This is a genomic window from Flavobacterium sp., from assembly GCF_965277525.1.
Lineage (GTDB): Bacteria > Bacteroidota > Bacteroidia > Flavobacteriales > Flavobacteriaceae > Flavobacterium.
Genome location: NZ_CBDIDC010000002.1, coordinates 94360 through 120790, shown reverse-complemented (window position 1 = coordinate 120790; position 26431 = coordinate 94360). Strand labels below are relative to the sequence as shown.

Genomic DNA, 26431 nt, shown 5'->3' with positions numbered 1-26431 from the left:
ATTTTTTGCCAGCTTCGTAAAATCTCATCCATAATTATGCCAAATTACTTCGTACAATTCGTACTTTTGTTTGTAAACCCTATTATATGTTTGATCGCATCTCTAAATTTACTAACAGTACTTCTTTTTTAAACGCCTCTAAAGTAACTATTGCTTCTGTTGTTCCTGTTTTAATTTTGAATTTCCTGGGACATTTTGAAATAGGTTTTACAATTGCCCTGGGAGCATTTTACACCTATCCCAGTGATGTTCCCAGTTCTTTAAGTCATAAAATAAAAGGACTTATTGTGGCTTCTTTTATTGTTGCCGGTGTCAATTTATTAGTTAATCTTGCTTATCCATATCCCTATTTATTTTATCCTTTCTTAGTTTTTTTACTTTTTTTATGCTCAATGATTTCAGTTTACGGACAACGTGCTACCTTGGTTTCGTTCTCTGCTTTATTATCTATTTCCTTATCATTTGGTCATTTGCATGAAGGCTGGGAAGCTTTCGAATATTCCGGATTTATTTTTATCGGAGGGCTTTTATATTTAATTGTTTCACTTGTTTTTCATTTTGTTCAGCCGTATAAATATATCGAGCTGCAAATTGCAGAAGGCATTAAACTGACTGCAAAATATTTAAAATTAAGAGGTGATTTATGGAGCCCTGAAGCGGATAGAGAGGCCATTATCGAAAAACAATTAAGCGTTCAGGTAGATTTAAACCTGATTCATGAAGATTTAAGGAGAATGCTTATTGGCAATCAAAACGCATCCGCAACTACAAGTCAAAACCGAAAAATGCTGCTTGTCTTTATCACATTAGTAGAAATTCAGGAACTTGCTTTGTATACTTCCTTTGATCATAGTAAACTTCATGAAAAATTTGCCAGGCACCCGGATGTATTAAGAACGTACCAAAATGTAGCTTATAAACTGGCTTCTACGCTAAAAAAGCTTTCTAAAAATGTGCATCATATTAGTGTATACGTTGATAAGAATGATTTGAAAAATGAACTTGACGCTCTTGAATTTGCCATCTTTGACTACGAAAAAAGTTTAGGCAAGGAAGAAGCTGCAGAAGGCGTTCTGATGTTGATGAACATGCTTAAATATGCTAAGAATCAAGTTGGAAAAATCAAAATCATTCAACGTGCATTTTCTCTTGCCATGCAATCTTTTAAATTAAAAGATAAAGATAAGGAATTAGAAAAATTCCTAACACCTCAGTATTATCCGTTGCGTACTTTAATCGAAAATCTAAGTTTTTCGTCTTCTATTTTCAGACACTCAGTACGATTGACCATTACTATTATGATTGGTTTTATTATTGGACAACTTTTACCTTTTGAAAATGTTTACTGGATTTTATTAACTATCGTCGTAATCATGCGTCCTGGTTATGGTTTAACGAAGGAACGTTCTTATAACAGAATTTTTGGAACTATTTTGGGCGGATTATTGGCTTTTGGAATTGTTTCAATCATTCAGAACCATTTTGCACTTAGTATACTCTCTATAGTTTGTATGCTTCTTGGAATCTCATTTACTCAGATCAACTATAAAATAAGTGCTACTTTCGTTACGATGTATGTTGTATTTATTTATGGAATTCTAACTCCAAATGTTGTTGAAGTTATTCAGTTTCGCGTTTTAGACACATTGGCCGGAGCTGCTTTAGCATTTTTGGCCAACCAGTTTTTATGGCCGGCGTGGGAATTTATTAATACCCCTATTCATATTGAAAATTCGATTCGGGCTAATAGAAATTATCTAAGAGAAATTGCTGATTTTTATAACAAAAAAGGAGAGATTCCTACTTCATACCGATTGGCCAGAAAAAATGCTTTTGTTGAAATTGGTAATTTAATGACCTCTTTTCAGCGTATGATGCAGGAACCGAAATCTAAGCAAAAAACATTGCCGTTAGTCAATAAACTGGTGGTTTTAAATCACTCGTTATTATCAGCTTTGGCATCGTTATCCACATATATTCAATCACATCAGACAACGTCAGCATCAGAATCATTTAATTATATCATCAAAACGATACTTTCTAATTTAGATCACTCTATTTCTATTTTAAGAAATGAAGTTATTATAACAGATACTTTCTTTGACAAAGAAGATGTGACGTTGCAATTTGAAGAACTCAAACGTGTTAACTTTACTCGTTTAGCTAAAGATGATGAACTGGACAAAGAAACACGTCAGGCTAAAATGCAAGAAGCTCAAATGGTCATTGAGCAATTGATCTGGATGAGTAATCTGGCCGAAAAGATTTTGAAAATTACAGAAGAATTTAAAGCAACAAATCCAGATTAATTCATCTGGATTTGTGTTATATGATAGAGAAATGAGCTTAATTATTTAGTTTTAAAACTTCAGAAGTATGTTTTCTAAGTTCTGCTAAAAGCTCTGGTTTGTCATTTAAAGTTTGTCCGTACGAAGGAATCATGTTTTTCATTTTTGCTTCCCATTCCGGTGTTTTAATTTGATCTGTAAAACATCTTCCAATTAAATCAACCATAATTGCAACTGCAGTTGATGCTCCCGGAGAAGCTCCTAATAAAACCGCTAAACTTCCGTCATGAGTATTGATTACTTCTGTACCAAATTCTAAAACTCCGCCTTCTTTTTCATCTTTTTTAATCACCTGAACACGTTGACCTGCTTTCTCCAGTTTCCAATCTTTAGAACGTGCTGTTGGCAAATATTCACGTAAAGCCGTCATTCTGTCTTTTGGAGATTGACGAACCTGCTCAATCAGATATTTTGTTAATGGAATATTATGAAATCCCGCTGATAGCATCGGAATTAGATTATTTGCTTTTATAGATAAAGGTAAATCTAAGTAAGAACCATTTTTTAAGAAACGGGTTGAAAATCCTGCAAAAGGACCAAAAAGTAATGCTTTTTCACCATCAATTACACGGGTATCAATATGCGGAACAGACATTGGAGGGGCTCCAACACTTGCTTTTCCGTATACTTTTGCCTGATGTTTGGCAATCACTTCCGGATTTGTACATTTTAGCCATTGTCCGCTTACCGGGAAACCACCATAACCATTTCCTTCCGGAACGTTCGCTTTTTCTAATAATGGTAACGATCCGCCACCAGCTCCAATAAATACAAATTTAGTGTATGCTTTTCTTATTTTACCGGTTGTTAAATCAGTAATTTTTATTCGCCATGATTTATCCTCACGCTGTTTTAGTTTTTTTACCTCATGATTAAAGTATAAAGAAACACCATCCAGTTTTTCTAAATAATTAAACATGCTTCTGGTCAAAGCTCCAAAATTTACATCGGTACCAATTTCCATATGGGTTGCAGCTAATTTTTCGTTAGCATATCTGCCTTCCATTACAAGTGGCATCCATTCTTTTAATTTTTCAAAATCAGAACTAAATTCCATTTGAGAAAAAATTGGATTGCTTTGCAAAGCTTCGAATCTCTTTTTAAGGTATTCTACGTTTTTTTCTCCCCAAACAAAACTCATGTGAGGAACGCTTTTAATAAAATTATCAGGAGATGGTACTTTATTCTGTTGTACTAAGTAAGACCAAAATTGGCGGGAGAGCTCAAAAGACTCGGCTATACTTATTGCTTTTTTAGGATCAATACTTCCGTCAGCCTTTTCAGGAGTGTAATTTAGCTCACAAAAAGCAGAGTGTCCAGTTCCTGCATTATTCCAGGCATCGGAGCTTTCGGCAGCAGCAACGTCTAATCTTTCGTAAATTTCAATTTTTATGTCAGGTTGTAATTCTTTCAAAATTACTCCAAGAGTGGCACTCATAATTCCAGCTCCAATGAGTACTACTTCACTATTGGAACGTATTGTTTCGTCAGGCATAACAGTATTGTTTTTAAAGTGCAAAGGTACTTTTTATAATTGCAAAAAAAAACTAATTTTACATGATAAAAGTTATGTTTTTACTAAAAATTAAAGACTATGAGCTTGAAGAAGAAAAAATTAAAAACGTTTTGAAGAAAGATAATCCTGAAGCATGATGGTAGCCGAAATTTCGTCAATTAATCCTTTATTCTGACGTTGTTTTTTACTCAACCCGCTATCGATCATCGTTTGAAAGGCCATTTTTGAAGTAAAGCGTTCATCTACGCGCACTACTTTCATATCGGGAAAAATATTGGAGAAATGAGTAACAAATCCTTTTACCAGAGAGGCACTTTCAGAAGGTTGTCCATTCATTTGTTTGGGTTCACCAATTAAAACCGCCTCTACTTTTTCTTTTGAAAAATAGTCCTTCAAAAAATCGATTAAAGTATTGGTTGGAACTGTTGTTAAACCTGACGCTATAATTTGCATTTCATCAGTAACAGCAATTCCGGTACGTTTTTGTCCGTAATCTATAGAGAGAATTCTTGGCATTTTGTCTTTTTTGTCAAAGATAGAAAGGAAAAGCTATAAAACTAAAAGAGAACCTCCGTATTTTATAAATGTAAAAACAGAATCTTTCTGAATAATCCTCAATTCATCTGAAGAGAATGTACTTAATAATTTTAGTACCCTTCTTTTATCTCCGGCTGAAATTCTAACCTGATTCCTTCCATAATGCTTTCATTTACAATACACAGATAACTATTTTAATTTCTCAATATTCAAAGAAAAGAATATGGCTTATTTATTCTTTTTTAGTCTGAAATCAGAATCTAGAAATATGTCTTATTTTATCATAATAATATTTTTTCTCGTCTTCTTTTCAGAAAAAATACAAGTTTCTTTACCTGAGAATTTTATTACAGTTTTAAATTAATTCCTCCAGATCATTTAAAGCCTAATACAACTTTAAATTTCAGATGAATAATTATAAAAAATGTGTTACTTTATTCTTAAAAAGATTTCTTTTAATTGTTCTAATTTATCAATTTAGCAGGCTTTTATTTTATTTTCTAAATCCAAACTTATTTGATCCTTTCACCTTTCAAAATTTTCTGGGAGGGCTTTTGTTTGATTTTTCGGCTATTAGTTATTTGAACATTGCATTTATTATTGCTCATCTCATCCCCGGCAATTTCAAATACAGCAACCGTTATCAACTAGTATTAAAAATAAGTTTTTATTGTATCAATCTGATCTTCATTGCAACCAATTTTATTGATGTTATCTATTATCGATTTACCAGCAGAAGAAGTACCTATAAAATGATTACAGCTAAAGGAATGGAACATGAAGTACTTGGGCTAATTCCTTCATTTTTAAAAGAGTTTTGGTATGTTGCAATACTATTTCTAATTATCAGTGTTCTATTCTGGAAATTACTACCTGATCTGAAAAAAAACACCATACCAAAACATTTAACCAAAAGTGATTATTTTATAAAATTCACCTTTCTGACCCTCTCTGTAAGCACATTATTAATTCTGGGACGCGGTGGCTTTCAAAAAAAAACCATAAAAATTGTTGATGGAATAAAGTATGGAGCTTTGAGCAATGCCGCTTTAGTTTTGAATACACCATTTACTATTCTAAAAACGATAGCAAAAAAAGAAGATATTGATAACGTTAATTATTATACTTCAAAAGAACTAAAGTCCATTTACACCCCGGTTATTTCATTACAATCAGACAAACCTGCAATTAAAAAAAACGTTGTCATTTTGATTTTAGAAAGTTTTGGTGATGAAAATATCCGACGAGGACAAACTCCTTTTTTAGATTCATTAATTACTAAATCCTATTATTTTAAAAATGGATTTGCAAACGGAAAAATATCTATTGATGCGGTTCCTTCTATTCTTTCAAGTATTCCCAGTTTAATGAACAATTCTTTTATTTGCTCTGGTTACTCTTTAAACAAGATAAATGGACTGCCTAAAATATTTAAAAAAGAAGGATATAATACTTCTTTCTTTCATGGCGCTTTTAATGGCAGTCAAAACTTTGATCAATATGCAAAAGTGGCGGGTTTTGATCACTATTTTGGAAAAGATCAATATACTGGTAAAGCAGCTTTTGATGGAACATGGGGGATTTTTGATGAAGAGTTTTTGCAGTTTTATGCAACCAGATTAAACTCATTCAAACAGCCATTTTTTAGTTCATTATTTACAATCTCTTCACATAATCCTTATACAATACCCGAAAGATACAATGGAAAATTCCCAAAAGGCAGTACTACTATCCAGGAGAGTATCGCTTATACTGATTTTGCTCTAAAAGAATTTTTTAAAACCGCCAAAAAACAAGATTGGTACAATAATACCCTTTTTGTAATTTCTGCTGATCATACTTCGTCCGGAGGAGACAAAGACATTGATAAAACAAATATTGGAAAATTTAGAATTCCTATTTTTTTCTTCGATCCTTCAAATTCCGGATTTATTGGTGTTAATAAAAAAAACTTTCAGCAAATTGATATTATGCCAAGTATCTTAGATTATTTAAATATAAAAACTGAAATGGTTAGTTTTGGAAAAAGCTACAAAGCACCGGAAAACTTTGTTGTATTCTATCTTCAGGGAACGTATCATTATATTCAGGACGATTATTATTTAGTATTCGCAAATAATCATACTAATGGCTTATACAATTGGAAAAAAGACATCTTACAAAAAAACAATCTAATGCAACAAGACCAATCAAGAGTCAAAAAATACGAAAGATTTCTAAAAGCGTATATACAATCTTTTAACGAAAGAATTATCAATAACAAACTGGTCATCTAACACAAAAAATCCGTTTTGAAAACTCAAAACGGACTCTGTCCAAATATTCAAAACTTTAAAAAAATTCTTTATCTATTAAATAATCTTCTAAAAAAACCTCTTTCTTCCTCTTCATCATTATCCTGTTCTTCATACTGAGCAAACTTCGATTGGGCTTTTTCATGCTCATATATCAATTCCTTAATATATTCAACATAACTTCTCTTTTTTTCCTCTAAGAATCCAATCAGGTATTTTTCACTGTATTCCATTCCGCTTGCTGCTTCAATTTGTAATAGTTTTTTATACAACGGTTCAATATGCATTGCAATAACTTCTTGCGGTACAGCTTGTCTTCTTCCAAAATAATTTACAATAACGCCATTTTCGTCTCTTGAAATTTCAAAATCAGTAATCACCCAGTAGTATCTTCCTGACTTCGCTAAATTTTTCACAATAGCATGAAAGTTTTTTCCATTTTTAAGATTTTCCCAAAGCACTTTAAAAATTACTCTCGGCATATCGGGATGGCGGATAATATTATGGGGCTGTCCCATTAATTCATAATCTTCGTATCCTGAAACATCAACAAAAATTTCATTGGCATATTCAATAATACCAAATGCATTTGTTTTACTCATAATAACCTGAGTTTTGTCCCATGAGACTTCTTTATCAATAATAGTTCTTTGGCCCTGAAGTTGATTTTCCTGATTCATGTCTTGCTGCTTGTATAATTTGTTTTTGGAATAGTATTTTTCATTTCTCCTTTTGTTTCGAGAAATTTGTGGTGCGAAATTAATTAGAAGAAAAAAGTCAAAACCTGATTTTTGTCATATTCTTAGATCAAAAAAACTTTTAAAAGAGCTTTTAAGCGATATTACAAAGATTTTTATTTATCAAATTAAAAACAAAAAGTTAAATCTGTAACATTTTCAAAAGATTTTTACCTTTTTGCATTTGCACAAATACGCTATCTTTGCCAAAAATTAAAACTTATGAATTCTTTACAAACTATAATTGAACAAGCTTGGGAAAACAGAGCTTTATTACAAGAAACTACTACAACTGATGCCATTAGAGAAGTAATCGAATTGGTTGATACAGGAAAATTACGTTGTGCTGAACCAGTTGGTGACAAGTGGCAAGTAAACGAATGGGTTAAGAAAGCTGTTGTAATGTATTTCCCAATTCAAAAAATGGAAACATGGGAATCTGGTATTTTTGAATATCACGATAAAATGTTGCTGAAAAGAGGTTATGCTGAAAAAGGAATTCGTGTAGTACCAAATGCTGTAGCGCGTTACGGAGCTTATATTTCAAGTGGTGTTATTTTAATGCCAAGTTATGTAAATATTGGTGCTTATGTAGACGAAGGAACGATGGTGGATACATGGGCAACTGTAGGGAGCTGTGCGCAAATTGGTAAAAATGTTCACTTAAGTGGTGGAGTTGGTATTGGCGGGGTTTTAGAGCCTTTACAAGCTGCTCCGGTAATCATTGAAGATGGTGCTTTTATTGGTTCTCGTTGTATCGTTGTAGAAGGAGTTCATGTGGGTAAGGAAGCTGTTCTTGGTGCTAACGTTTGTTTGACTGCTTCAACAAAAATTATTGATGTAACTGGTGACGAACCTGTTGAAATGAAAGGTTTTGTTCCTGCACGTTCAGTTGTAATTCCCGGAAGTTATACTAAAAAATTCGCTGCCGGTGAATTTCAGGTGCCATGTGCTTTAATTATTGGTACCCGTAAACCTTCTACAGATCTTAAAACTTCATTAAATAATGCACTTCGTGAATACGATGTGGCAGTGTAATGTGATATAATCTTACATAAAAAAAATTAAAAAATCCATTCTTCCTTATTATTAGGAAGAATGGATTTTTTTTGTTCAAAATCAGGAAAAAAATTTATACTATTGCAACGTTTTTACAAGCCAAATATTTAATCCAAAAAAGAAAGAGAAAAAAAGAGAAAAAATAGAATTCTAAACTACTACGCATGTTTAAAGAAGGTAAAAAATTATCTGTAATTATATTAACTTACAATGAAGAATTCTACATCGCTGACGCCATTCGCTCTGTTGAGTTTGCTGACGAAATAATTGTTTTAGATTCACATAGTACTGATGCTACTGCTGAAATTGTCTCCAATCTGGGAGCAACACTTATTTTTAGAAAATTTGACAATTACAGCAATCAAAGAAATTATGCCATTGAATCTGCAACTGGAGAATGGGTACTGTTTCTTGATGCTGACGAAAGGGTTTCTGACAAACTTAAGCATGAGATTCTGGACTGTATCAATCTGAATAATTGTGATGCTTTCAGGATTTGGTTTCCGCACTTTTTTATGGATCGTTTCTTATTTCATTATACTGATAAAGTAACGCGTTTGATAAAAAATGATAATATTCGTTTTGAAAATGAGGTACATGAAAAATTAGTCCTGAAATCGAAACCTCCTGTATTAAAAAATCACATGATACATTATACTTATAAAAACTTAATTCATTTTATAAGTAAAAAAGATAAATATGCGTGGTTTCAGGCACAAATGTCATTTGAAAAAGGAAAAAAAGCAACACTTTTCTTATTGATGTTCAAACCTTTTTACCGTTTTTTTCATACTTATTTTATCAAAAGAGTTTATCTTGACGGAGTTCCGGGACTAGCTGCGGCTGCAATCGATGCTTATGGTGTTTTTTCCAGATATGCCAAGATAATATTACTAGAAAAGAAATTAGAATAATTTTAATTTACCAAATTTTATTTTCAATCGAAACACGATTAAATTATCCAGGCCTTTGATATCTATACGCTTAATTTCATAGTTATCCTTAAACGGAAATGAATTAGGACGATTACCAATCTTTAATCCAAATTTCATCTTGTTTTCACTAAGCAATATCTTGAAATTTGCTTTTTCAGTACTTTCTTTAGGGTAATTTCCGTAAGGATAAGCAAGAGCCGGATATACATTAAGATTGTGATTTTTAATTTCTTCTTCGCATTTCAAAAAATCATTTTGTATTTGCGCAGGGCTTAACATTTGATATTTATTGTGCTCATAAGAATGATAACCCAGTTCAATTATATTGGCTGGCAATTGTTTTAACTGCTCAATAGTCATAATTTTTTGCGCAGATTCTCCTGTACTTTCATTCCATAGATCCGTTTTTCCTATGTATTTAAAAGGAATAAAAAAACTGGCTTTTAGTTTGAATTTTTCCAACAAAGGCAAAGCATATACCAACTGATTTTCAGTAACATCGTCAAATGTCAGAATAATACTTTTTTCAGGAATCGTTTTCATTTTTTCCAATTCAGAAAAATGAAATGTCGTATAGTTGTTATCTGTGAGATATTGAAATTGTCTTTCTAAATTATGTACCGAAATTGTCAATTTATTACTACCTGATTCAGATTGACATACGTTATGATACATTAAAATTGGTAATTTGGACATTTTAATTAATTTTCAACAAAGTTATTTATTTTAAGATTATTTTTGATGAAAAAATCAGAAATCGTGTCAATCAAAAACATAAGCATTATCTCACTTTGCTTTAATGATGAGATCTATATAAAAAAAAATATCGATAATTTATCATTTGCAGATGAGATCATTTTAATCGATAATAACAGCACTGATAAAAGTGTTTTGATTGCAGAAGAATTAGGCACAACCGTAATTTATCAAAATGACACCAGAAGGACTGATATCATACAATCTACAATTGAGTCTACCAGAAACAATTGGGTGATTGTACTTAATACTACAGACTATCTTTGTGAAGAACTTATAAATGAATTAAAAAAAGAAATTTTTAAGCCCAAAACTGCTGCATCTTATTTTGCCGGACAAACTTTATTTTTCTTTGGCAAAACCATAAAATATGGTGTATTTTTAAATAAAAAGAAACTGATACTCTTTGATAAAACACGATTCTCCTATTCAGAAGATTTTAATCGTTACCCTCCTAAAAAACTCACACTTTTCAAAAACAAGATTAATTCTTTTTCATATAAAAATTTTGAAGACTTTAATAGCAGGCTCAACTTAATTAGAAAAGAAGAAGCTTTGGTTTTATTTCAAAATAATAAAAAACCAAATATTTATCATTTTTTCATGAAACCGTTTTTTCTTTTTATCAATCAGTATTTCCTGAAATTAGGGCTTCTAAATGGTCGGGAAGGATTTATTTTAGCTTATATAAGTTCTTTTTCTGTTTTAAAACGGTATTTTATACTATGGTTGTTATACCGCAATATGGAGTGATTTTTTTTTTCGGATATTTTTCTATAAAACTAAAATTAAGAACCCCATTATCACGTCCTCAAAATCCACTTGTAAATGAAAATATTAGTTATACAGCAAAAAAGAATTGGTGATGTTCTCGTGAGCAGCATTTTGTGTAATTCTCTTAAAAAACAATATCCGGATTCCGTTATAGATTTTATGTGTTATGCTCATTGTAAAGATGTTTTAATAGGCAATCCCAATATTAACACTATCATTATACTTCCGGAAAAAACCCGCAAATCATATTTATCCTTATTTAAATTTTTCTTTGAAATCAGATCTCAGAAATACGATGTCTTAATTGACATTTACGGAAAATTAGAAACCAATCTAATTACGCTTTTTTCAGGTTCGAAAAATAAAATATCCTACCATAAATGGTACTCCACTTTACTTTATAACTACAACATAAAGCGATTACAAAAAGAGGGGGCCACAAAATACGGACAAGCGATAGACAATCGACTTTTATTATTAAATCCGCTAAAACTTGATGATAAAACAATAGACCCTCATCCAAAATTATTTGTAAGTCAAAAAGAAAATCAGGAAGCTATAGCTCTTTTTACTCAACACAAGATAAACAAAGACAGGAAAATTGCAATGATAAGTCTTTTAGGAAGCGAAAAATCAAAAACCTATCCTTCTGAATATATGGCAAAAGTTATTGACCATGTAGCCGATAAAAGAGACATTCATATTCTTTTTAATTATTTTCCGAGTCAAATTGGAGAGGCAAAAAAGATACTTGATTTATGCTCAAAAAATACTCAGGAAAAAGTATCATTTGATTTACTTGGCAATGACGTAAGATCATTTATTGCTATAATGGATCAGTGTGATTTTATTATCGGAAATGACGGAGGTGCGGTAAATATGGCAAAAGCACTGGGCAAACCTTCATTTACAATTTTCTCTCCACATGTTGATAAAAATGACTGGGCTACTTTTGAAGATGGCTTACAAAACATCTCAGTACATTTAAGTGATTACAGACCTGAATCAATAAATGGACTTGCAACTAAAGAAATAAAAGCAATTATAGCTTCTTTATATAATGAATTCAATCCTGAATTATTCAAAGATAAACTCAGCTTTTTCTTAAATCAGCACCAATAAAGCAAGTGAAGTCAATTATTTTAAACCGCGATATTTATAATTATAAAATAAGAAAGGCAGAATAGTTTCTATACTGCCTTTCTTATTTATTTCTTTTTTTGAAGTTTCAAAAGCTTAGCATATTTCATATAAGAAAAGAACCCCTGAATCATTGCAATTGACAATCCGTCTAAACCATTAAAAATGCCTTTTTTAAAGAAATAACAACGAACAAAAGAAACTGTTCCGTTTAGAATGGGCTTAAAAGGATTTACTCTTCTTTTCTGATCAAATAATTGTTGTGCATGCCAACCGGAATATTGATTTTTTTTAGCTATAATCTGATCTAAAGAATCCCACCCATAATGCAAAATATGTACAGGTACTCTTTTCTCATTTTGTGCTACTATTTTCTGATGTACTATTGCCTCTGAAGGGTGAGCTGTTTGCTTATTAAAAAAACGAACTTTATGATCCGGGTACCATCCTGAAAAATCAATTAGTTTATCCGCTAAAAAGTTTTTTACTCTAAAACTAAAAGCATCATAGTTTCCTTCCAGGTATTTTTTGTTGACAATAAATTGCTCTGCATCTTTATCCAGAAATTCATCGGCATCAAGATTCAAAATCCAGTCATTTTTACAATACGGTATACCATGTGTACGTTGTGGACCATCTCCTAAAAAATCCTGCTGAAGAACTATTGCTCCTTTTTCTTTAGCAATTTCAACTGTACGATCCCTGCTAAAGGAATCTACTATAATTACTTCGTTACAAATTTTCAGTAAAGCATCGATGCATTCCCCTATATTTTTTTCTTCGTTGTAAGTAATAACCAGGCCACTTATATCCATTGCAAAATTTTATGTATTGACTACAAAAATAATGTTTTTATTTAGTTTAATCTCATTAAAATCCCGCTCTTCATAAAATAGTTTGTAGTTTTGTACTTAAAATTGAACTTAAAATAAATGAGAATACTAGTCATTCAGCAAAAAAGAATTGGAGACGTATTAACCAGTACAATAATCTGTAATAACCTAAAAACCAAGTTTCCTGACGCCGTGATAGACTACATGTGCTATCCAAATTCTGTTGACGTACTGCAGGAGAATCCAAATATCGACAACATAGTTCCGCTATCAAATAAGATCAGAAAATCTATTCCTTCTTTATTTAAATTTATTTTTCAAATTCGCAGAAAAAAATACGATGCTGTTATTGATGTATACTCAAAATTAGAAACCAACTTAATTACCGTATTTTCAGGTGCTAAATATAAAGTTTCCTATTATAAATGGTACAGCAAAATATTCTACAATTATACTTACGAACGTTTTGACGCTATAGCATCAAAACACGGACTGGCAATCGAAAATAGATTACTGCTTCTTAAGCCTTTTATTTCAGAAAAAATTACGGATGTAAAACCTAAAATATTTTTAAAAGAGTCTGAAATTAACGAAGCAAAGCAACTCTTAAAAAGCCATAACATAGATCCTGAAAAACCATTGATTATGTTTGGAATTCTTGGCAGTGAAGTTTACAAAACCTATCCGTTAGAGGGAATGGCAAAAATTATCGATTTCACGGTAGCCAAAACTAACGCTACGATAATCTTTAATTATATTCCAGATCAAAAAGAACAAGCTCTCGAGGTATATAATTATTGTAGTGAAGAAACCAAAAAACATATTGCATTTGATTTATATTGTACGGAGCTAAGACCCTTTTTAGCTTTGCTGTCACAATGCGAAATGCTGATAGGCAACGAAGGCGGAGCTGTAAATATGGCAAAAGCACTTGACATTCCTACTTTCTCAATATTTACTCCTTCAGTCAGAAAGGAAACATGGCAATTATTTGAAAATGAAGCAAAAAACGCTTCTATTCACTTAAAAGACTTAAAACCTGAAATATACGAACAACATACAGAGCAATATATTAAAGAACATACTTTTGAATATTATGCTGAATATCCTTTGTCTCTAATGCTTGAGAAATTAGAGACTTATTTTCAGGAATATAAAAATTAAAAAAAGGCGTTCAGATTACCAGCCACTGAAAAGCAAATAAAAAAGGACAAAAAACATTTCACAACTGTTTTTTGTCCTTTTTTATATAACTAAATTTATCAAATAATAAAATTACTTTTTCCAGAATTTAAGTTTCTTTTTTAAACGTCTCTTTCTAAAAAATTGTTCTTGAAAGTCAGCCGTAAATTTCCACAAAGTATCAAACGTTTTTTGCTCCGATTCTTTATATAATTTAGCATATTCATTGCTCATTATTGCTACCATTTCTTTTAAAGGAGTTAGACGACACAAATTTTTCATTCGTGTTTCAAAAGTCATCGTCTTATGAAATTCCATTCGATTCAAATCAACTAAAAAGAATTCATAATTCCCGTCAGCTTTCTTTTTAATCAGCGTATTTCCAGGCGAATGATCTAAAAACTCAATTCCTTTTTCATGAAGTTCAAAACTAAATCTGGTAAATTGTCTTAAGATATTTTCGTGATCCGGATAGTCCGGAATTTCTACTAATTCTCTATACGTTAATTCAGTAACTAAATGTTCGCTAACATAATAACTGTCTCGTAAACCCAACCAGTTAAAATTTTCAAGATACGCTATCGGCTGTGGTGTACCAATACCTTTTTCCAGTAAAATTGTAGCATATTCAAAAGATCGTCTTGCTTTTGATTTTCTCAAATAATTATAGGCAATCTTATTGATTAAATTAGGAATTTTAAATGATTTAATATTAATTGTTTTACCATCAAGATCAAATAACTTTATAATATTACGTTGTCCGTTACCAAAAAGAACACCTGAATGGTTAAACGATTTGATAATATTCAGAATAGACGGACTGCTTTTGATAAAAATGGGATTTACTTTAAAATTCATTTATGTTTTTTTTATAAACGACAAAAATACGCATAGAATATAACACTTCAAATTAATATTATCTTTTCATAAAAATTGAATTGTAATAAACACACTAATTTACCGTAATTGGGTTTTATTAATTTTAACAGATCAAAACATACAAATGATTTGAAAAAAAGCATGTCTTTTAAATGAAAGAGAAGCTTATTACTTTATTTTAATTTAAAAAATAAAGTAAATCTAAACCTGTAAGTTTTAGCTTTAGATGTCAAAAAAGAAAAAAGGTTTAATCTAAAAAGAAAAAAAAATTAAATGATGTCATTTACTCGTAATAATAAAAATTATACGGTATAAATTGGATAATTCAAAACCGTACTCATTGACAATGGGAGGTACAAATTTATTATTTCTGTCTGTGTCTTGGTATAAGATAATGAAAGCAAATATAATTGCCATTTATTTATTAATTTCGCCACAACTTTTTAACAAAATACGATATGAATATCACCTTAGTAAGTCTCGATAATTGGGGACTCAATACCCACATTGCTTCAACTCTCGAAAAACAAGGTCATACGGTAAAGCATATCGATTTTAATGTTTTTAAATACAAATATCCATCTGTAGTACATAAAGCTTATAATTTTATTTTAAAAGCATTCTTTAAAACAAACTTAAAGCACTTGCATTATGGAAAAGAAATCATAAAGCAATTACAAAAAAACAACGAAGTTCAGGATGTTATCCTGACTATAAAAGGTGACTTTATAGATCCTGAAAGTATTCTTGAATTTAAGAAATATACTAAAAAATCAATAGGTTTCTTTAATGACAACACGTATCGCTGTCCTAAAATCAAAAGGGTTTTACATTGTTTTGATGAAGTCTATTCGTTCGAAAAAGAGGATTGTTCTAAATTCGATCTAAAATTTGCCCCTAACTGGATCTACAATAAAAATGCATCTGTAAATACTGAAAAGACTTTTGACTATGATGTTTTCAACATCAGCTCAATTGACAAAAGATTACCCATATTAGAGCGAATTGCCAGTGAATTAAAATCTAAAGAAATAAATTTCAAATTTATTATTTATGATAAAAAACACAAACAAACGGATGATACTATTACTTATATCAATAAACATATGCCTTTATCAGAAGTCAATGATTATATAAACCGTTCAAAAGTATTATTAGACATCAACAGAATTGGTCAGATTGGTTTAACTTTTAGAGTTTTTGAAAGTTTGGGTTTAGAAAAAAAACTTATAACTACAAACGCTGATATTAAAAATTATGATTTTTACAATCCGAACAACATTCTTATCATAGACGAAAAAAATCCTGTTATACCGGTAGATTTTTTCAAAAATGACTACGAAAAAATACCTGATGCAATTTTAAATAAATACACTTTAAATGGTTGGGTTGATAATGTAATTTTCAAAAAATAATTTTTCCCAAAACATTTATTTTTACAACTAATTATCATTGAATTGAATTCCTTTTTTTATTTCAGGTAATGTAAATTATTTCAACCCAATGATGGATAACACCGGAAGATTTTAAGAATAAGTTATTGATTATAAAAAAAGCATTTTTACAATCTTATTCGTTCAATTATAATGTATCATTCAGTATGTTTGCAAAAAATTCAAACATCACTAAACTACTCTAAAAACAACGTAGACACTACTATTCAACCACATATAAAATGAATTTCACCATTTACGCCTTTCTGTTTCCTGTATTAATTGTACTAATCCTATCTGTTTTACTTGTAAACAGACTTGTAAAAACTGAAATAAGTGAAATTAGATATCCTGAAATTGACGGACTAAGAGGTTACTTAGCTTTTTTTGTTTTTTTGCACCATAGCTATATCTGGCAGGTATACTTGAAAACTGAAAACTGGGAAGACCCTAAATCTAATTTGTTTAATCAGTTTGGAGAAACAACTGTTGTCTTTTTTTTTATAATTACAGCCTTTTTATTTACTACTAAATTAATCCATAATAAAACTGGAGTAGTTGATTGGTCGGATTACCTTAAATCAAGGTTTTTCAGGCTTTTTCCAATGTATTTTTTATCGGTCATTATCATCTTTTTTCTAGTTGCCTGTTTAACCCAATTTACAATTAGAGTTCCGTTTATCGAAAATTTAAAAAGTATACTTTCCTGGTTGTTTTTTAACGTAAGCAAAAAAAATTCAAACCTAAACGGATTAGAAGATACGTTTATACTGAATTCCGGAATCACCTGGACATTACCTTACGAATGGACCTTTTACTTTTTATTACCACTTATAGCCTTATGGTTTAAAATAAAAGTAAATTTAAAAGCTGTACTTAGCTTTACAGCCATTGCAGCAATAATTATGGTCATAAACAAATCATCTTTACGTCATTTTATGCCATTTGTGGGAGGTATTATTGTTGCCTTTTTAATCAATACAAAAAAGTTTGAAGGGATTTTGAAACAGAGGAAATACACCATTTTGGCCATAGTATTACTGGCTCTTTCAGTATATTTTTTCAACGGTGGCAGAAAACCGGTTCAGATCGTAATAGCATCAATTGTATTTTTGATCATTGCATCAGGCAACAACTTTTTTGGAATTCTATCCAGTACATTTTCCCGTAAATTTGGGCAAATAACTTATAGTTTGTATCTGTTACACGGTATATTGCTATTCATTGTCTTCTACTTTATAATTGGATTTGAAAGAGCAAAAATGTTAACGAATACAGAGTTTTGGCTTGTTATTATAGCTTCTATTTTTCCTCTGCTACTTATTTGCCAGCTCACTTTTAAGTATATCGAATTACCCTTGATGTCAATGGCTAAGAGAAACCAAACAAAAAAGCTGTAGCAGCTGATAATTTGATCATGCCGGACAAATAATTCATCTTCTTTTTATTTATACCTTTGCAGCTTAAGCAAGCATACAAAAACAAGTATATAATTTATAGAATGAACGAAGAAATTTTAAAAGCATACGAAGTGATCAAAGACGGCGGAATCATACTCTACCCTACAGACACTGTTTGGGGTATTGGTTGTGATGCGACAAATCCTGAAGCTGTTGCCAAAATATACAAACTCAAGCAGCGTGCTGAAACGCAAAGCATGATTGTATTGATGAATGGCGAGAAAATGATGTATAATGTATTTAAAAACATCCCTGAAGTAGCCTGGCAAATTTTAGACTTATCTGAAAAACCAACTACTTTGATTTTGGATGAGCCAAGAAATGTGGCACCCAATATTATTGCAGCAGATAACTCCCTGGGAATTCGTATAGTAAAAGAACCTTTTTGCTTTAAATTATTAGAGCGAATGAAAAAACCTTTAGTATCCACATCGGCAAATATTTCAGGACAACCCACTCCTATTGCTTTTAAAGATATTAATCCTGAAATCATCAAAGGGGTTGATTATGTAGTAAAACTAAATCAGGATAAAGTTGCCGGAAAGCCTTCAACAATCATAAAATTGACAAAGGACGCACAGGTGAGAGTGATTCGTAAGTAATTAAAACAGCTTCGACTTCGCCTCAGCCTGACAATAAATACGATTGTCTTTCTAAACGAAGTCGAAGAATATTTAGCAAAAAACATTGAAGTTTTTGCAAGTATAGACCTTTACACCTTGTTTTAAATACTTTTCAAGCTTTCAATTAGCCAATCTATATCTTCTTTAGTATTATAATGACTGAACGAAATTCTCAGGTTTGGTAATTTTAAATCTGTTTCTGAAAGCATTTCTTTTAAAACATGTGAGGGTTTTATACTTCCGGATTGGCATGCACTTCCTCTTGAAACGGCAATTCCTTTCATATCTAAACTAAACAAAAGCATTGATGTTTTATCTGCTGAAAAAGGTAAAATAATATTGATAATATTATAAAAGTCTTCTGCTTTTCCATTGATGCGAAAACCTGGAAAATGACGCTCAAGTTGTTCAATCAGATACGTTTTCAGTTCAGCTATATAAGCTCTTTCATGATCTAAATTCTCATAAGAAAGAGACAAAGCTTTAGCCATACCGGCAATTTGGTGTACGGCTTCAGTTCCGGCACGAAGTCCTTTTTCTTGTTCTCCTCCAAAAATCAAAGGTTGCAAACCTGAGTTTTTTCGAATAAAAGCAAAACCAACCCCTTTTGGTCCATGAAATTTATGAGCACTGGCCACAATAAAGTCGACAGCAGTTTGTTGCAAATCAATTTCCGTTTTACCAACAGACTGAACTGTGTCTGAGTGAAATAAAACACTATATTGTTTACAGATAACACCAACTCTGTCTAAATCTAAAATAGTACCTGTTTCATTGTTTACATGCATCAAACTCACTAAGGTCTTTTTATCCTGAGCCAGTAAATTAGACAAATGCGTTAAGTCAATACTTCCGTCAGGATTTATATTGACGTAATCAACCTGAATATTATACTCAGATTCCAGCACCAAAACGGTATGCAAAACAGCGTGATGCTCAATTTTAGTGGTAATGATACGTTCTATTTTAAGATCTTCAATCGCAGAACGCAGGATCCAGTTATCTGCCTCAGTTCCTCCTGAAGTAAAAATAATTTCTTGTGCAGAGCAGTTTAAATGTTTGGCAATGCTTTTTCTGGAAAGTTCCAAAATAGTCTTTCCGTTTCTTCCAAAACTGTGCGTAGAAGACGGATTACCAAAATCTTCTGCCATTACTTTGGTCATTTCCTGAATAACTTCAGGACGCATAGCAGTTGTAGAGGCGTTATCAAGGTATACTTTTTTCATTATTGCAAAGTTATGAAATATCAATTGTCTAATCTTAAATATCATTTGCCAAATTTTTCACTATTTTTGACGTCAAATAAAATTACGATGAAAAAATATGCAAGCCTTCTATTATTCGCACTATTATTAAACGGTTGCGATGATGGTGATTTAACAGTTGACACTATTGATTTTGATGATCCTTCCATTACATCTCAAACCTGTAACCCGCTAACCAATAGTTTAATATACAGACTTAAAAGTCAGGAATCATTACTTATTCAGTTACCTGACAACAAAATCATCAATGATGTTACACTAGCCGGAGCCCCTGTAACTTATGATATCGACAACACAAGTTACCGTGTTGTTTACAGAGCTTATAATGGTACCGTTGCCACAGCAAATATTTGCGGTACAATACCGCCAACCTCACCAACTGTAACAGAAGAATGGCAGGCTAAGGGTGGGAAAATCGTAATAAACACAGCGCAAATTGAGGTAACAGATGAAACTACCGGAAGTAGTAAAATTACAGGTTATACCCATAATATTATTTTTAACAATATCTCCTTTATGAAACCTGCAGGACTTCAGGTTGAACCTGAATTTGACTTTGGAAATTTCCAGACCACCGTTACTCCTGTCGTAGTAGTTTTTACTGATACCAACGCAAAATATTGCGCTGATACGAAGAAAATTTACAATGAAAATACTACATCTTCTCTTGCTATTGAGAATATAGCTGATAACTTAATTAAAAATGAAATCACTCCAACCAGTACACCAAGAACCAGTTTAATCAACTTAAATTCTACCACGAATAAAGTTTATTACAGAGCATATAGCGGAGCATTACCTCTTGATACATCTGTTTATTTTTGTACAGAAAAAACACCTGCGACACCGGCTGTAATCGATAACTGGTTTGGTCAGGACGGAGTTGCAAATGTAAGCGGTATAATAGAAGTTACAACCACGAACGAAGGTGGAGGTAAGACATTCAGACATACAGTTGTTCTTAAAAATGCTAAACTTCAAAAAGGGAATAGTACTTTTAAACTGGGAACTACTTTCGTCATAGGAACTGTAATAACCACTGCACCGTAGTTTAAAAACTCATTTAACACCCAAAAAAATACTTGTTTTTTTTCTTACAAAAAACGTCTGTTTTTTCGAACTAATTTCAATAGGAAATTACGATGAAAAACAGACGTTTTTTTATGCTGTAAATTCAATACGTTCAGACGCAGAAAAATACTTTATTTATTGTTTTGTCTAAAATAAACTTCCGTGGCACCTAAGCCATATTTTTGATAATTGGCGTCCTGAAAATCTATTCCGTCGTAACGACCTAATAAAAAATCAAGTTCGGCTTTTAGAATTCCTTCGCCAACACCATGTATAAAAACAATTTTTGGAATGCGATTTCGAATCGCAAATTCAATATGTCTTTTTGCTGTTTCGGTTTGTAAAGTCAGGATATCATAATTTGACATTCCGCGTTTATTAGGAACCAGTTTTTCGATATGCAAATCAAATTCAGGAACCGAAATTTCACGTTTATCCTTCTTTTCTTTGACAAAACTTCTTGGTTTTGGCTCTGTTTTCTCTTTTGAAACTTCATCTAAATCAATCCTTTTAATTGAATTCATTAAATTACTGGTTTCCTGATTTTTAATTAATTCATTGACAAAAAATGTCATCATGAATCCATCTTCAGTTTCGATCAAAACCTCGTTGTTTTTCACAGAAACTACTGTTCCGTTTATGGCTTCGTCCAAGACGGAAACCTTATCTCCTTTAGTCAACATCCTGCTCTTCTTTATCTTGATTTTTACTAGGTGTTTTTGCGCTCAACTGCATCATTCCGTACATGAAAACTGCGATTGCGATTATCACAATATAGATGTTTTTTTCTGCTGAAACCTGCTCGTATAATGCAACCGAAATCGCAAGAATCATTATTAAAATTTTAAAAACTTTCATATTTTTAAGTATTAAGAGTTCAAAAGTATGAAACTTTCAAACAGGAATTCGTTACTCCTAAAACTACCCCTGACATTTTTTTTACAAAATCGTCAAAAACATTCCTTCTAAATCTACAATAAAACAGCCCCAAAATGCCAGGCGAAACATCGTTCAAACACCAATGTTTCATCCCTTCTTTATAGCATGTTTTATTCTTACTTTTTTTTAGGCTGATTTTCCTCCAGTTTCAAGAGTTACTTTCACCTCAATTCTACTCTGTCACTTTTTAACTTTTCTTATCTCATGTTCATCAGTCCGATTCAAAAATCAAAAACACCTTTGGCTTTATATCCGGAAAAACATCTTTTTTTTCATTTGAAAAATATCGTTGATGCACTTCAAATTTGATTTCTTTTTGAACTAAAAGCCCTTCTGAAATTATTTTTTTATCTGATTCAAAATATCATTCATCATCTCTATTTGTACTTTTTGAATTTCGATTAATTCTTGTTGTTGGTGCATAATCAAGTGATCAATTTTATCGTGAATCATTCTGATTTCTAATTCTGATTTCAGGTTAATCATGTAATCTTTTTTAGCACGATTTCTATCTTTTTCTTCCTGACGATTTTGGCTCATCATAATTACCGGAGCCTGCAATGCAGCAATACAGGATAAAATCAAATTCAGCAAAATAAACGGATACGGATCAAAACCTTTATTCACCAAAATATACACATTGGCACTAATCCAGACCACAATAAAAAGTAAAAAAGAAATAATAAAAGTCCAGCTTCCGCCAAAGTCTGCCACCTTATCTGCTATTTTTTGACCAAAACTTCTGATCTCCCCTTCATCTTCAACAATACTCACGATTGATTTATCTTCTTTCAGAGAATTAATAACACTTTGTTCAAGATCAGAAAGCGTTCCTATTTCTGTCGATAAATATCTCGAAATATATTTTTGGCGGTACAAATTCAATTCTTTAACCGCAATACAATCTTCATCATTAAAAGAGGGATAATCTTCAATGATAAGCCCTAAAATTGGATCATGAATAGATTTTCCTAATATTTTCTCACTTTCAGGAAAAGAAAGATTAGAAACAGCACTTTTAAAAGTCGAATTATTTTTCATTTATATAATTTTTACGGGCTAATTTACGCATTTAACTTCTTTAGAATGCTATAAAAAATGTGCCTTCATATTTCTTTTATTTATCACAAATACAATTCTCAAAGCAAAATTTCTTTACCTGATTCGTAACCTTATTTACAAAAAACGCATTACTTTTAACGTTTTAAAATCATCCACTCAATTTTACAATTGTGACAAAAGACACTATCATACAGAATATAAAAGCTTTAAAAAGCCATTCCAATATAAATTACGGAATCAAAACCAAAACTGAAGATTTTACCGAAAAGCTTTTTTATACTCTTTTTGATTCGAATGCAGATTTAGATACAAGTATTGATGAACTTGAAATATGCTTTAAGGAAATTGCTGTTTTAGCCTGCAAAAAACCTGAAAACTCATGCGAATCGATTTGGGATCGGTTTCTGGAAAAATTACCAGGTGTTCTGGAAAAACTAAATCAGGATGCTGAATATATTTTAGAAAACGATCCGGCATCCAATAGTATCGATGAAGTTTACCTGGGCTATCCCGGTTTTTATGCAATTGCAATTTATCGCTTAAGCCATGAATTGTATCAACTGGATTTATTATTATTCTCAAGATTAATGAGTGAATATGCACACCGAATTACCGGAACAGATATTCATGCCGGTGCTAATATTGATTCTCCGTTTTTTATTGATCACGCCACCGGAATTGTTATTGGCGAAACGACCGTGATTAAAAAACATGTAAAAATTTATCAGGGTGTTACATTGGGCGCTTTAAGTGTGAGCAAAGAAATGAAAAATGCCAAAAGACATCCAACTGTAGAAGCTAATGTTTGCATTTATGCGAATGCTACCATTTTGGGAGGCGAAACCATTATTGGAAAAAACAGCATTGTTGGAGGAAATGCCTGGGTAACCAAATCAATTCCTGCAGATTCTATTGTAACGAACACCACCACAACTGAAGTCAAAATAAAAGAAAAAAAATAAAATGAATGCACAGAAATTGCTAAACCTAATTGGAAATACTCCTTTGATGGAAACTGTCAATCTGGTTAAAAATAAAAATGTAAAACTTTTACTGAAGTTAGAAGGCAATAATCCGGGCGGAAGCGTAAAAGACAGAGCGGCCTATAACATGATTGCCGCTGCCCTGGAGCGAGGTGATATCAAAAAAGGGGACAAGCTGATTGAAGCGACAAGTGGTAATACCGGAATTGCGCTGGCCATGATTGCACAATTGTTTCAAATAGAGATCGAATTGGTGTTGCCGGAAGATTCTACAAAAGAAAGAACTCAAACAATGCGTGCTTATGGCGCTACAGTCATTTTAACACCTGCTAGCGAAGGAATTATTGGCTCAAGGGACTATGCCGACAAAAAAGTGGCAGAAGGCGGTTATGTCATGCTAAATCAGTTTACAAACGATGACAACTGGAAAGCACATTATAAAACCACTGGTCCTGAAATCTGGAATGACACTGACGGAACCGTAACTCATTTTGTTTCGGCAATGGGAACAACAGGAACTATCATTGGAACTTCGACTTATTTAAAAGAAAAAAATCCGGCAATTCAGATCATTGGTGCGCAACCAAGTGACGGATCTCAAATTCCGGGAATCCGCAAATGGCCTAAGGAATATTTGCCTAAAATTTTTGATGCTTCAAAAGTCGATACTGTTGTCGACGTTAGCGAAGAAGAAGCAAGAGAGATGACCAAACGTTTGGCACTCGAAGAAGGTGTTTTTGCAGGAATGAGTAGCGGAGGTTCTGTTGCCGTTGCCTTAAAAATTGCCGAAAAATTAGAATCAGGAGTAATTGTTGCCATTATCTGTGATCGCGGCGATCGATATTTATCATCTGATTTATTTGATTGAGAAGAAAGGTTCAAAGGCGCAAAGGTTCATCGGGACAAAGTTTTTATAAGCTAATCCTAAACTCTTTGCGTCTTTCTACCTCTGAATCTTCTCTTCTTTAAAAAATCTGCGAATATAAAAAGACCTACCGTACGTCCCTACAAAAAACCTTTGAACCTTTGCAACTCTGAACCCTTGAACCTTAGAAAAAATGAACTACAGAAAACTAGGAAAAACGAATTTTAACATCTCTGAAATCTCACTTGGCACCTGGCAGGTTGGCGGAAAATGGGGATCTGCTTTTGACAATAAAACCGCAGATGAACTTTTGAATACTGCAATTGACAATGGTGTAAATTTTATTGATACTGCTGATGTCTACGAAAACGGATTAAGCGAAACTGCTGTTGGAAGAGTTGTTCGTTCCAGATCAGAACGAATTTATGTGGCTACAAAATGCGGCCGGCATATTAACCCACATGTTAGTGAAGGCTATCAGCCAAAAGTACTTCAGAAATTTGTGGAAAACAGCTTGAAAAGAATGGGATTGGAAACTATTGATTTAATTCAGTTGCACTGTCCACCTACTGAAGTTTTTTACCGACCTGAAATTTTTGAACTTTTTGATCGCTTAAAAGATCAGGGAAAAATCCTGAATCTGGGCGTAAGTGTCGAAAAAGTCGAAGAAGCTTTAAAAGCTATTGAATATTCTAATGTAACCACAGTTCAGATTATTTTTAATTTATTTCGTCAACGCCCTTCTCAATTATTTTTCTCTGAAGCCCAGAAAAAAGATATCGGAATCATCGCGAGGGTTCCTTTAGCCAGCGGACTTTTGACCGGTAAATTTGATGCAAACACTACTTTTGACGCTCAGGATCATCGTAATTTCAATCGTAATGGAGATGCTTTCGACAAAGGAGAAACTTTTTCAGGAATCGATTACAACTTAGGATTAAAAGCTGTTGAAAAACTAAAAGCATTATTTCCTGAAACGACAAACCTTGCTCCTATTGCCTTGCAATGGATCTTGAGTTTTAAAGAAATAAGCTGCATTATTCCGGGAGCTTCTACAGCAAATCATGTACTCTCTAATTTATCTGTTTATGATTTACCTGAATTAACTCCGGAGAAAATTTCAGCAATGAATGCCATTTACGAAGAATACATCAAACCTTATGTTCATCATCTTTGGTAGCTTTTTAGTTTAGAATAACAATTTCTAAACTCCTATTCTGTTTTTAACGCAACCAATTACGAATCAGGTCATCTAATAATAAAACTAACCTTAAAATCACTAACCATGAAAAAACCGGGTTTTATATTATTTGCAATTTACCTGATATTTGCATCATGTTCCAACTCCAACGATGATAATCCGAAGGAAAATGAATCTAAGAAATTAGACCATATGTATAATGAAATCGTTAAACTTTCATTATCTACTTCGCAATCTTGTACCAATAGTGAAGAATGGAGTTTTACGAAAGTGAGCAACAGCAAGTGTAGCGGAAACATTAATTTTATTGTTTATTCAAAAAAAATTAATACCATTCAATTTCTTGATAAAGTTCAGAAGTATCTTGATGCTCAGGAAAAATTTGATAAAAAATGGAATACAACCTTTCCTTGTGAAGGTTCAATCGCTCCTGTTGGAGTGCAATGCAATAATGGAAAACCTGAACTGGCTTATAGCATAGCCAACTTTTAGAAAAACAAATAAACTATTTAAGAATCCGTTTTGATTTTAGTTTTAAT

The 26431-nt window shown here is 32.0% G+C and carries 25 protein-coding genes; 15 read left to right on the top strand and 10 right to left on the bottom strand.

Features of this window, described 5'->3' with window-relative positions:
* The first annotated feature begins 86 nt into the window (after positions 1–86).
* Positions 87–2309 carry an FUSC family membrane protein gene (locus tag ACQY44_RS02705; RefSeq protein WP_428228889.1) on the top strand — a complete coding sequence of 741 codons (2223 nt, stop codon included), beginning with the start codon at positions 87–89 and terminating at the stop codon, positions 2307–2309.
* Positions 2310–2346: 37 nt separating this feature from the next.
* Here ACQY44_RS02705 and ACQY44_RS02700 read toward each other — a convergent pair whose 3' ends face one another.
* Both ACQY44_RS02700 and ruvX read right to left on the bottom strand, forming a co-directional pair.
* On the bottom strand, positions 2347–3843 hold the full coding sequence (locus tag ACQY44_RS02700; RefSeq protein ID WP_428228888.1) for a malate:quinone oxidoreductase: 1497 nt from the start codon (positions 3841–3843) through the stop codon (positions 2347–2349).
* 120 nt (positions 3844–3963) lie between these two features.
* Complete coding sequence (ruvX, locus tag ACQY44_RS02695; protein WP_428228887.1) at positions 3964–4380, bottom strand: Holliday junction resolvase RuvX; 417 nt, start codon at positions 4378–4380, stop codon at positions 3964–3966.
* 428 nt (positions 4381–4808) lie between these two features.
* On the opposite strand from ruvX, the gene ACQY44_RS02690 reads away from it, so the two are divergent.
* Positions 4809–6677 carry an LTA synthase family protein gene (locus tag ACQY44_RS02690; protein ID WP_428228886.1) on the top strand — a complete coding sequence of 623 codons (1869 nt, stop codon included), beginning with the start codon at positions 4809–4811 and terminating at the stop codon, positions 6675–6677.
* A gap of 68 nt (positions 6678–6745) precedes the next feature.
* Here ACQY44_RS02690 and ACQY44_RS02685 read toward each other — a convergent pair whose 3' ends face one another.
* Positions 6746–7375 (bottom strand): PAS domain-containing protein, encoded by a 630-nt coding sequence (locus ACQY44_RS02685; RefSeq protein ID WP_428228885.1) that lies wholly within the window; start codon positions 7373–7375, stop codon positions 6746–6748.
* Positions 7376–7654: 279 nt separating this feature from the next.
* Between ACQY44_RS02685 and ACQY44_RS02680 the strand changes: the two genes are divergently transcribed.
* On the top strand, positions 7655–8470 hold the full coding sequence (locus ACQY44_RS02680) for a 2,3,4,5-tetrahydropyridine-2,6-dicarboxylate N-succinyltransferase (RefSeq protein ID WP_428228884.1): 816 nt from the start codon (positions 7655–7657) through the stop codon (positions 8468–8470).
* 185 nt (positions 8471–8655) lie between these two features.
* On the top strand, positions 8656–9405 hold the full coding sequence (locus ACQY44_RS02675; RefSeq protein ID WP_428228883.1) for a glycosyltransferase family 2 protein: 750 nt from the start codon (positions 8656–8658) through the stop codon (positions 9403–9405).
* On the opposite strand, the gene ACQY44_RS02670 is transcribed toward ACQY44_RS02675, so the two are convergent.
* The gene (locus ACQY44_RS02670) at positions 9397–10122 is read right to left on the bottom strand and encodes a polysaccharide deacetylase family protein (protein WP_428228882.1); all 726 of its coding nucleotides are present in this window, start codon (positions 10120–10122) and stop codon (positions 9397–9399) included. The two genes, ACQY44_RS02675 and ACQY44_RS02670, sit on opposite strands and share 9 nt — an antisense overlap.
* 45 nt (positions 10123–10167) lie before the next feature.
* Here ACQY44_RS02670 and ACQY44_RS02665 point away from each other — a divergent pair, with 45 nt between their 5' ends.
* Positions 10168–10935, top strand: coding sequence for a glycosyltransferase (locus ACQY44_RS02665; protein WP_428228881.1), 768 nt, complete (start codon positions 10168–10170; stop codon positions 10933–10935).
* A 75-nt stretch (positions 10936–11010) separates the two neighbouring features.
* Positions 11011–12078, top strand: a complete 1068-nt coding sequence (locus ACQY44_RS02660) for a glycosyltransferase family 9 protein (RefSeq protein ID WP_428228880.1) — start codon at positions 11011–11013, stop codon at positions 12076–12078.
* Positions 12079–12164: 86 nt separating this feature from the next.
* Here ACQY44_RS02660 and ACQY44_RS02655 read toward each other — a convergent pair whose 3' ends face one another.
* Entirely contained in the window at positions 12165–12911 is a 747-nt protein-coding gene (locus ACQY44_RS02655; protein WP_428228879.1) for a glycosyltransferase family 2 protein, read from the bottom strand.
* A gap of 117 nt (positions 12912–13028) precedes the next feature.
* Between ACQY44_RS02655 and ACQY44_RS02650 the strand changes: the two genes are divergently transcribed.
* A complete protein-coding gene (locus ACQY44_RS02650; RefSeq protein WP_428228878.1) occupies positions 13029–14093 on the top strand; it encodes a glycosyltransferase family 9 protein in 1065 nt (354 codons plus the stop codon).
* Positions 14094–14204: 111 nt separating this feature from the next.
* On the opposite strand, the gene ACQY44_RS02645 is transcribed toward ACQY44_RS02650, so the two are convergent.
* Positions 14205–14969 carry a lipopolysaccharide kinase InaA family protein gene (locus ACQY44_RS02645; RefSeq protein ID WP_428228877.1) on the bottom strand — a complete coding sequence of 255 codons (765 nt, stop codon included), beginning with the start codon at positions 14967–14969 and terminating at the stop codon, positions 14205–14207.
* 479 nt (positions 14970–15448) lie between these two features.
* On the opposite strand from ACQY44_RS02645, the gene ACQY44_RS02640 reads away from it, so the two are divergent.
* From ACQY44_RS02640 to ACQY44_RS02630, 3 genes are all read left to right on the top strand, one after another.
* On the top strand, positions 15449–16405 hold the full coding sequence (locus ACQY44_RS02640; RefSeq protein WP_428228876.1) for a hypothetical protein: 957 nt from the start codon (positions 15449–15451) through the stop codon (positions 16403–16405).
* Positions 16406–16665: 260 nt separating this feature from the next.
* Positions 16666–17823, top strand: coding sequence for an acyltransferase family protein (locus tag ACQY44_RS02635; protein ID WP_428228875.1), 1158 nt, complete (start codon positions 16666–16668; stop codon positions 17821–17823).
* A 101-nt stretch (positions 17824–17924) separates the two neighbouring features.
* Positions 17925–18485, top strand: a complete 561-nt coding sequence (locus ACQY44_RS02630) for an L-threonylcarbamoyladenylate synthase (RefSeq protein ID WP_428228874.1) — start codon at positions 17925–17927, stop codon at positions 18483–18485.
* Positions 18486–18607: 122 nt separating this feature from the next.
* Here the strand turns inward: ACQY44_RS02630 and ACQY44_RS02625 are convergent, their stop codons facing one another.
* Complete coding sequence (locus tag ACQY44_RS02625) at positions 18608–19732, bottom strand: cysteine desulfurase family protein (protein ID WP_428228873.1); 1125 nt, start codon at positions 19730–19732, stop codon at positions 18608–18610.
* 87 nt (positions 19733–19819) lie between these two features.
* On the opposite strand from ACQY44_RS02625, the gene ACQY44_RS02620 reads away from it, so the two are divergent.
* Complete coding sequence (locus ACQY44_RS02620) at positions 19820–20821, top strand: hypothetical protein (protein WP_428228872.1); 1002 nt, start codon at positions 19820–19822, stop codon at positions 20819–20821.
* Positions 20822–20973: 152 nt separating this feature from the next.
* Here ACQY44_RS02620 and ACQY44_RS02615 read toward each other — a convergent pair whose 3' ends face one another.
* From ACQY44_RS02615 to ACQY44_RS02605, 3 genes are all read right to left on the bottom strand, one after another.
* Complete coding sequence (locus tag ACQY44_RS02615) at positions 20974–21525, bottom strand: Smr/MutS family protein (RefSeq protein WP_428228871.1); 552 nt, start codon at positions 21523–21525, stop codon at positions 20974–20976.
* The gene (locus ACQY44_RS02610; protein WP_428228870.1) at positions 21515–21700 is read right to left on the bottom strand and encodes a hypothetical protein; all 186 of its coding nucleotides are present in this window, start codon (positions 21698–21700) and stop codon (positions 21515–21517) included. Before ACQY44_RS02610 ends, ACQY44_RS02615 begins: the two co-directional genes overlap by 11 nt.
* Before the next feature lie 420 nt (positions 21701–22120).
* Positions 22121–22822 carry a DUF1003 domain-containing protein gene (locus tag ACQY44_RS02605; RefSeq protein ID WP_428228869.1) on the bottom strand — a complete coding sequence of 234 codons (702 nt, stop codon included), beginning with the start codon at positions 22820–22822 and terminating at the stop codon, positions 22121–22123.
* Between the two features lie 191 nt (positions 22823–23013).
* Here ACQY44_RS02605 and epsC point away from each other — a divergent pair, with 191 nt between their 5' ends.
* The 4 genes from epsC to ACQY44_RS02585 all read left to right on the top strand — a co-directional run bounded on the left by epsC (position 23014) and on the right by ACQY44_RS02585 (position 26384).
* Positions 23014–23805: a serine O-acetyltransferase EpsC gene (epsC, locus tag ACQY44_RS02600; protein WP_428228868.1), complete on the top strand. Its 792-nt coding sequence runs from the start codon at positions 23014–23016 to the stop codon at positions 23803–23805.
* A 1-nt stretch (position 23806) separates the two neighbouring features.
* Positions 23807–24694 carry a cysteine synthase CysM gene (gene cysM, locus ACQY44_RS02595; RefSeq protein ID WP_428228867.1) on the top strand — a complete coding sequence of 296 codons (888 nt, stop codon included), beginning with the start codon at positions 23807–23809 and terminating at the stop codon, positions 24692–24694.
* A 190-nt stretch (positions 24695–24884) separates the two neighbouring features.
* Complete coding sequence (locus tag ACQY44_RS02590; RefSeq protein WP_428228866.1) at positions 24885–25871, top strand: aldo/keto reductase; 987 nt, start codon at positions 24885–24887, stop codon at positions 25869–25871.
* A 105-nt stretch (positions 25872–25976) separates the two neighbouring features.
* On the top strand, positions 25977–26384 hold the full coding sequence (locus tag ACQY44_RS02585; protein WP_428228865.1) for a hypothetical protein: 408 nt from the start codon (positions 25977–25979) through the stop codon (positions 26382–26384).
* The last annotated feature ends 47 nt before the right edge of the window (positions 26385–26431 follow it).

Coding starts and splice junctions, on each gene's coding strand:
- cysM (WP_428228867.1), top strand. CDS start 23,807: ATGAATGCACAGAAATTGCTAAACCTAATTGGAAATACTCCTTTGATG.
- ACQY44_RS02615 (WP_428228871.1), bottom strand. CDS start 21,525: ATGTTGACTAAAGGAGATAAGGTTTCCGTCTTGGACGAAGCCATAAAC.
- ruvX (WP_428228887.1), bottom strand. CDS start 4,380: ATGCCAAGAATTCTCTCTATAGATTACGGACAAAAACGTACCGGAATT.
- ACQY44_RS02700 (WP_428228888.1), bottom strand. CDS start 3,843: ATGCCTGACGAAACAATACGTTCCAATAGTGAAGTAGTACTCATTGGA.
- ACQY44_RS02665 (WP_428228881.1), top strand. CDS start 10,168: ATGAAAAAATCAGAAATCGTGTCAATCAAAAACATAAGCATTATCTCA.
- ACQY44_RS02675 (WP_428228883.1), top strand. CDS start 8,656: ATGTTTAAAGAAGGTAAAAAATTATCTGTAATTATATTAACTTACAAT.
- ACQY44_RS02605 (WP_428228869.1), bottom strand. CDS start 22,822: ATGAAAAATAATTCGACTTTTAAAAGTGCTGTTTCTAATCTTTCTTTT.
- ACQY44_RS02690 (WP_428228886.1), top strand. CDS start 4,809: ATGAATAATTATAAAAAATGTGTTACTTTATTCTTAAAAAGATTTCTT.
- ACQY44_RS02670 (WP_428228882.1), bottom strand. CDS start 10,122: ATGTCCAAATTACCAATTTTAATGTATCATAACGTATGTCAATCTGAA.
- ACQY44_RS02705 (WP_428228889.1), top strand. CDS start 87: ATGTTTGATCGCATCTCTAAATTTACTAACAGTACTTCTTTTTTAAAC.
- ACQY44_RS02610 (WP_428228870.1), bottom strand. CDS start 21,700: ATGAAAGTTTTTAAAATTTTAATAATGATTCTTGCGATTTCGGTTGCA.
- ACQY44_RS02625 (WP_428228873.1), bottom strand. CDS start 19,732: ATGAAAAAAGTATACCTTGATAACGCCTCTACAACTGCTATGCGTCCT.
- ACQY44_RS02590 (WP_428228866.1), top strand. CDS start 24,885: ATGAACTACAGAAAACTAGGAAAAACGAATTTTAACATCTCTGAAATC.
- ACQY44_RS02655 (WP_428228879.1), bottom strand. CDS start 12,911: ATGGATATAAGTGGCCTGGTTATTACTTACAACGAAGAAAAAAATATA.
- ACQY44_RS02680 (WP_428228884.1), top strand. CDS start 7,655: ATGAATTCTTTACAAACTATAATTGAACAAGCTTGGGAAAACAGAGCT.
- ACQY44_RS02650 (WP_428228878.1), top strand. CDS start 13,029: ATGAGAATACTAGTCATTCAGCAAAAAAGAATTGGAGACGTATTAACC.
- ACQY44_RS02645 (WP_428228877.1), bottom strand. CDS start 14,969: ATGAATTTTAAAGTAAATCCCATTTTTATCAAAAGCAGTCCGTCTATT.
- ACQY44_RS02685 (WP_428228885.1), bottom strand. CDS start 7,375: ATGAATCAGGAAAATCAACTTCAGGGCCAAAGAACTATTATTGATAAA.
- ACQY44_RS02620 (WP_428228872.1), top strand. CDS start 19,820: ATGAAAAAATATGCAAGCCTTCTATTATTCGCACTATTATTAAACGGT.
- ACQY44_RS02660 (WP_428228880.1), top strand. CDS start 11,011: ATGAAAATATTAGTTATACAGCAAAAAAGAATTGGTGATGTTCTCGTG.
- ACQY44_RS02585 (WP_428228865.1), top strand. CDS start 25,977: ATGAAAAAACCGGGTTTTATATTATTTGCAATTTACCTGATATTTGCA.
- ACQY44_RS02635 (WP_428228875.1), top strand. CDS start 16,666: ATGAATTTCACCATTTACGCCTTTCTGTTTCCTGTATTAATTGTACTA.
- ACQY44_RS02640 (WP_428228876.1), top strand. CDS start 15,449: ATGAATATCACCTTAGTAAGTCTCGATAATTGGGGACTCAATACCCAC.
- ACQY44_RS02630 (WP_428228874.1), top strand. CDS start 17,925: ATGAACGAAGAAATTTTAAAAGCATACGAAGTGATCAAAGACGGCGGA.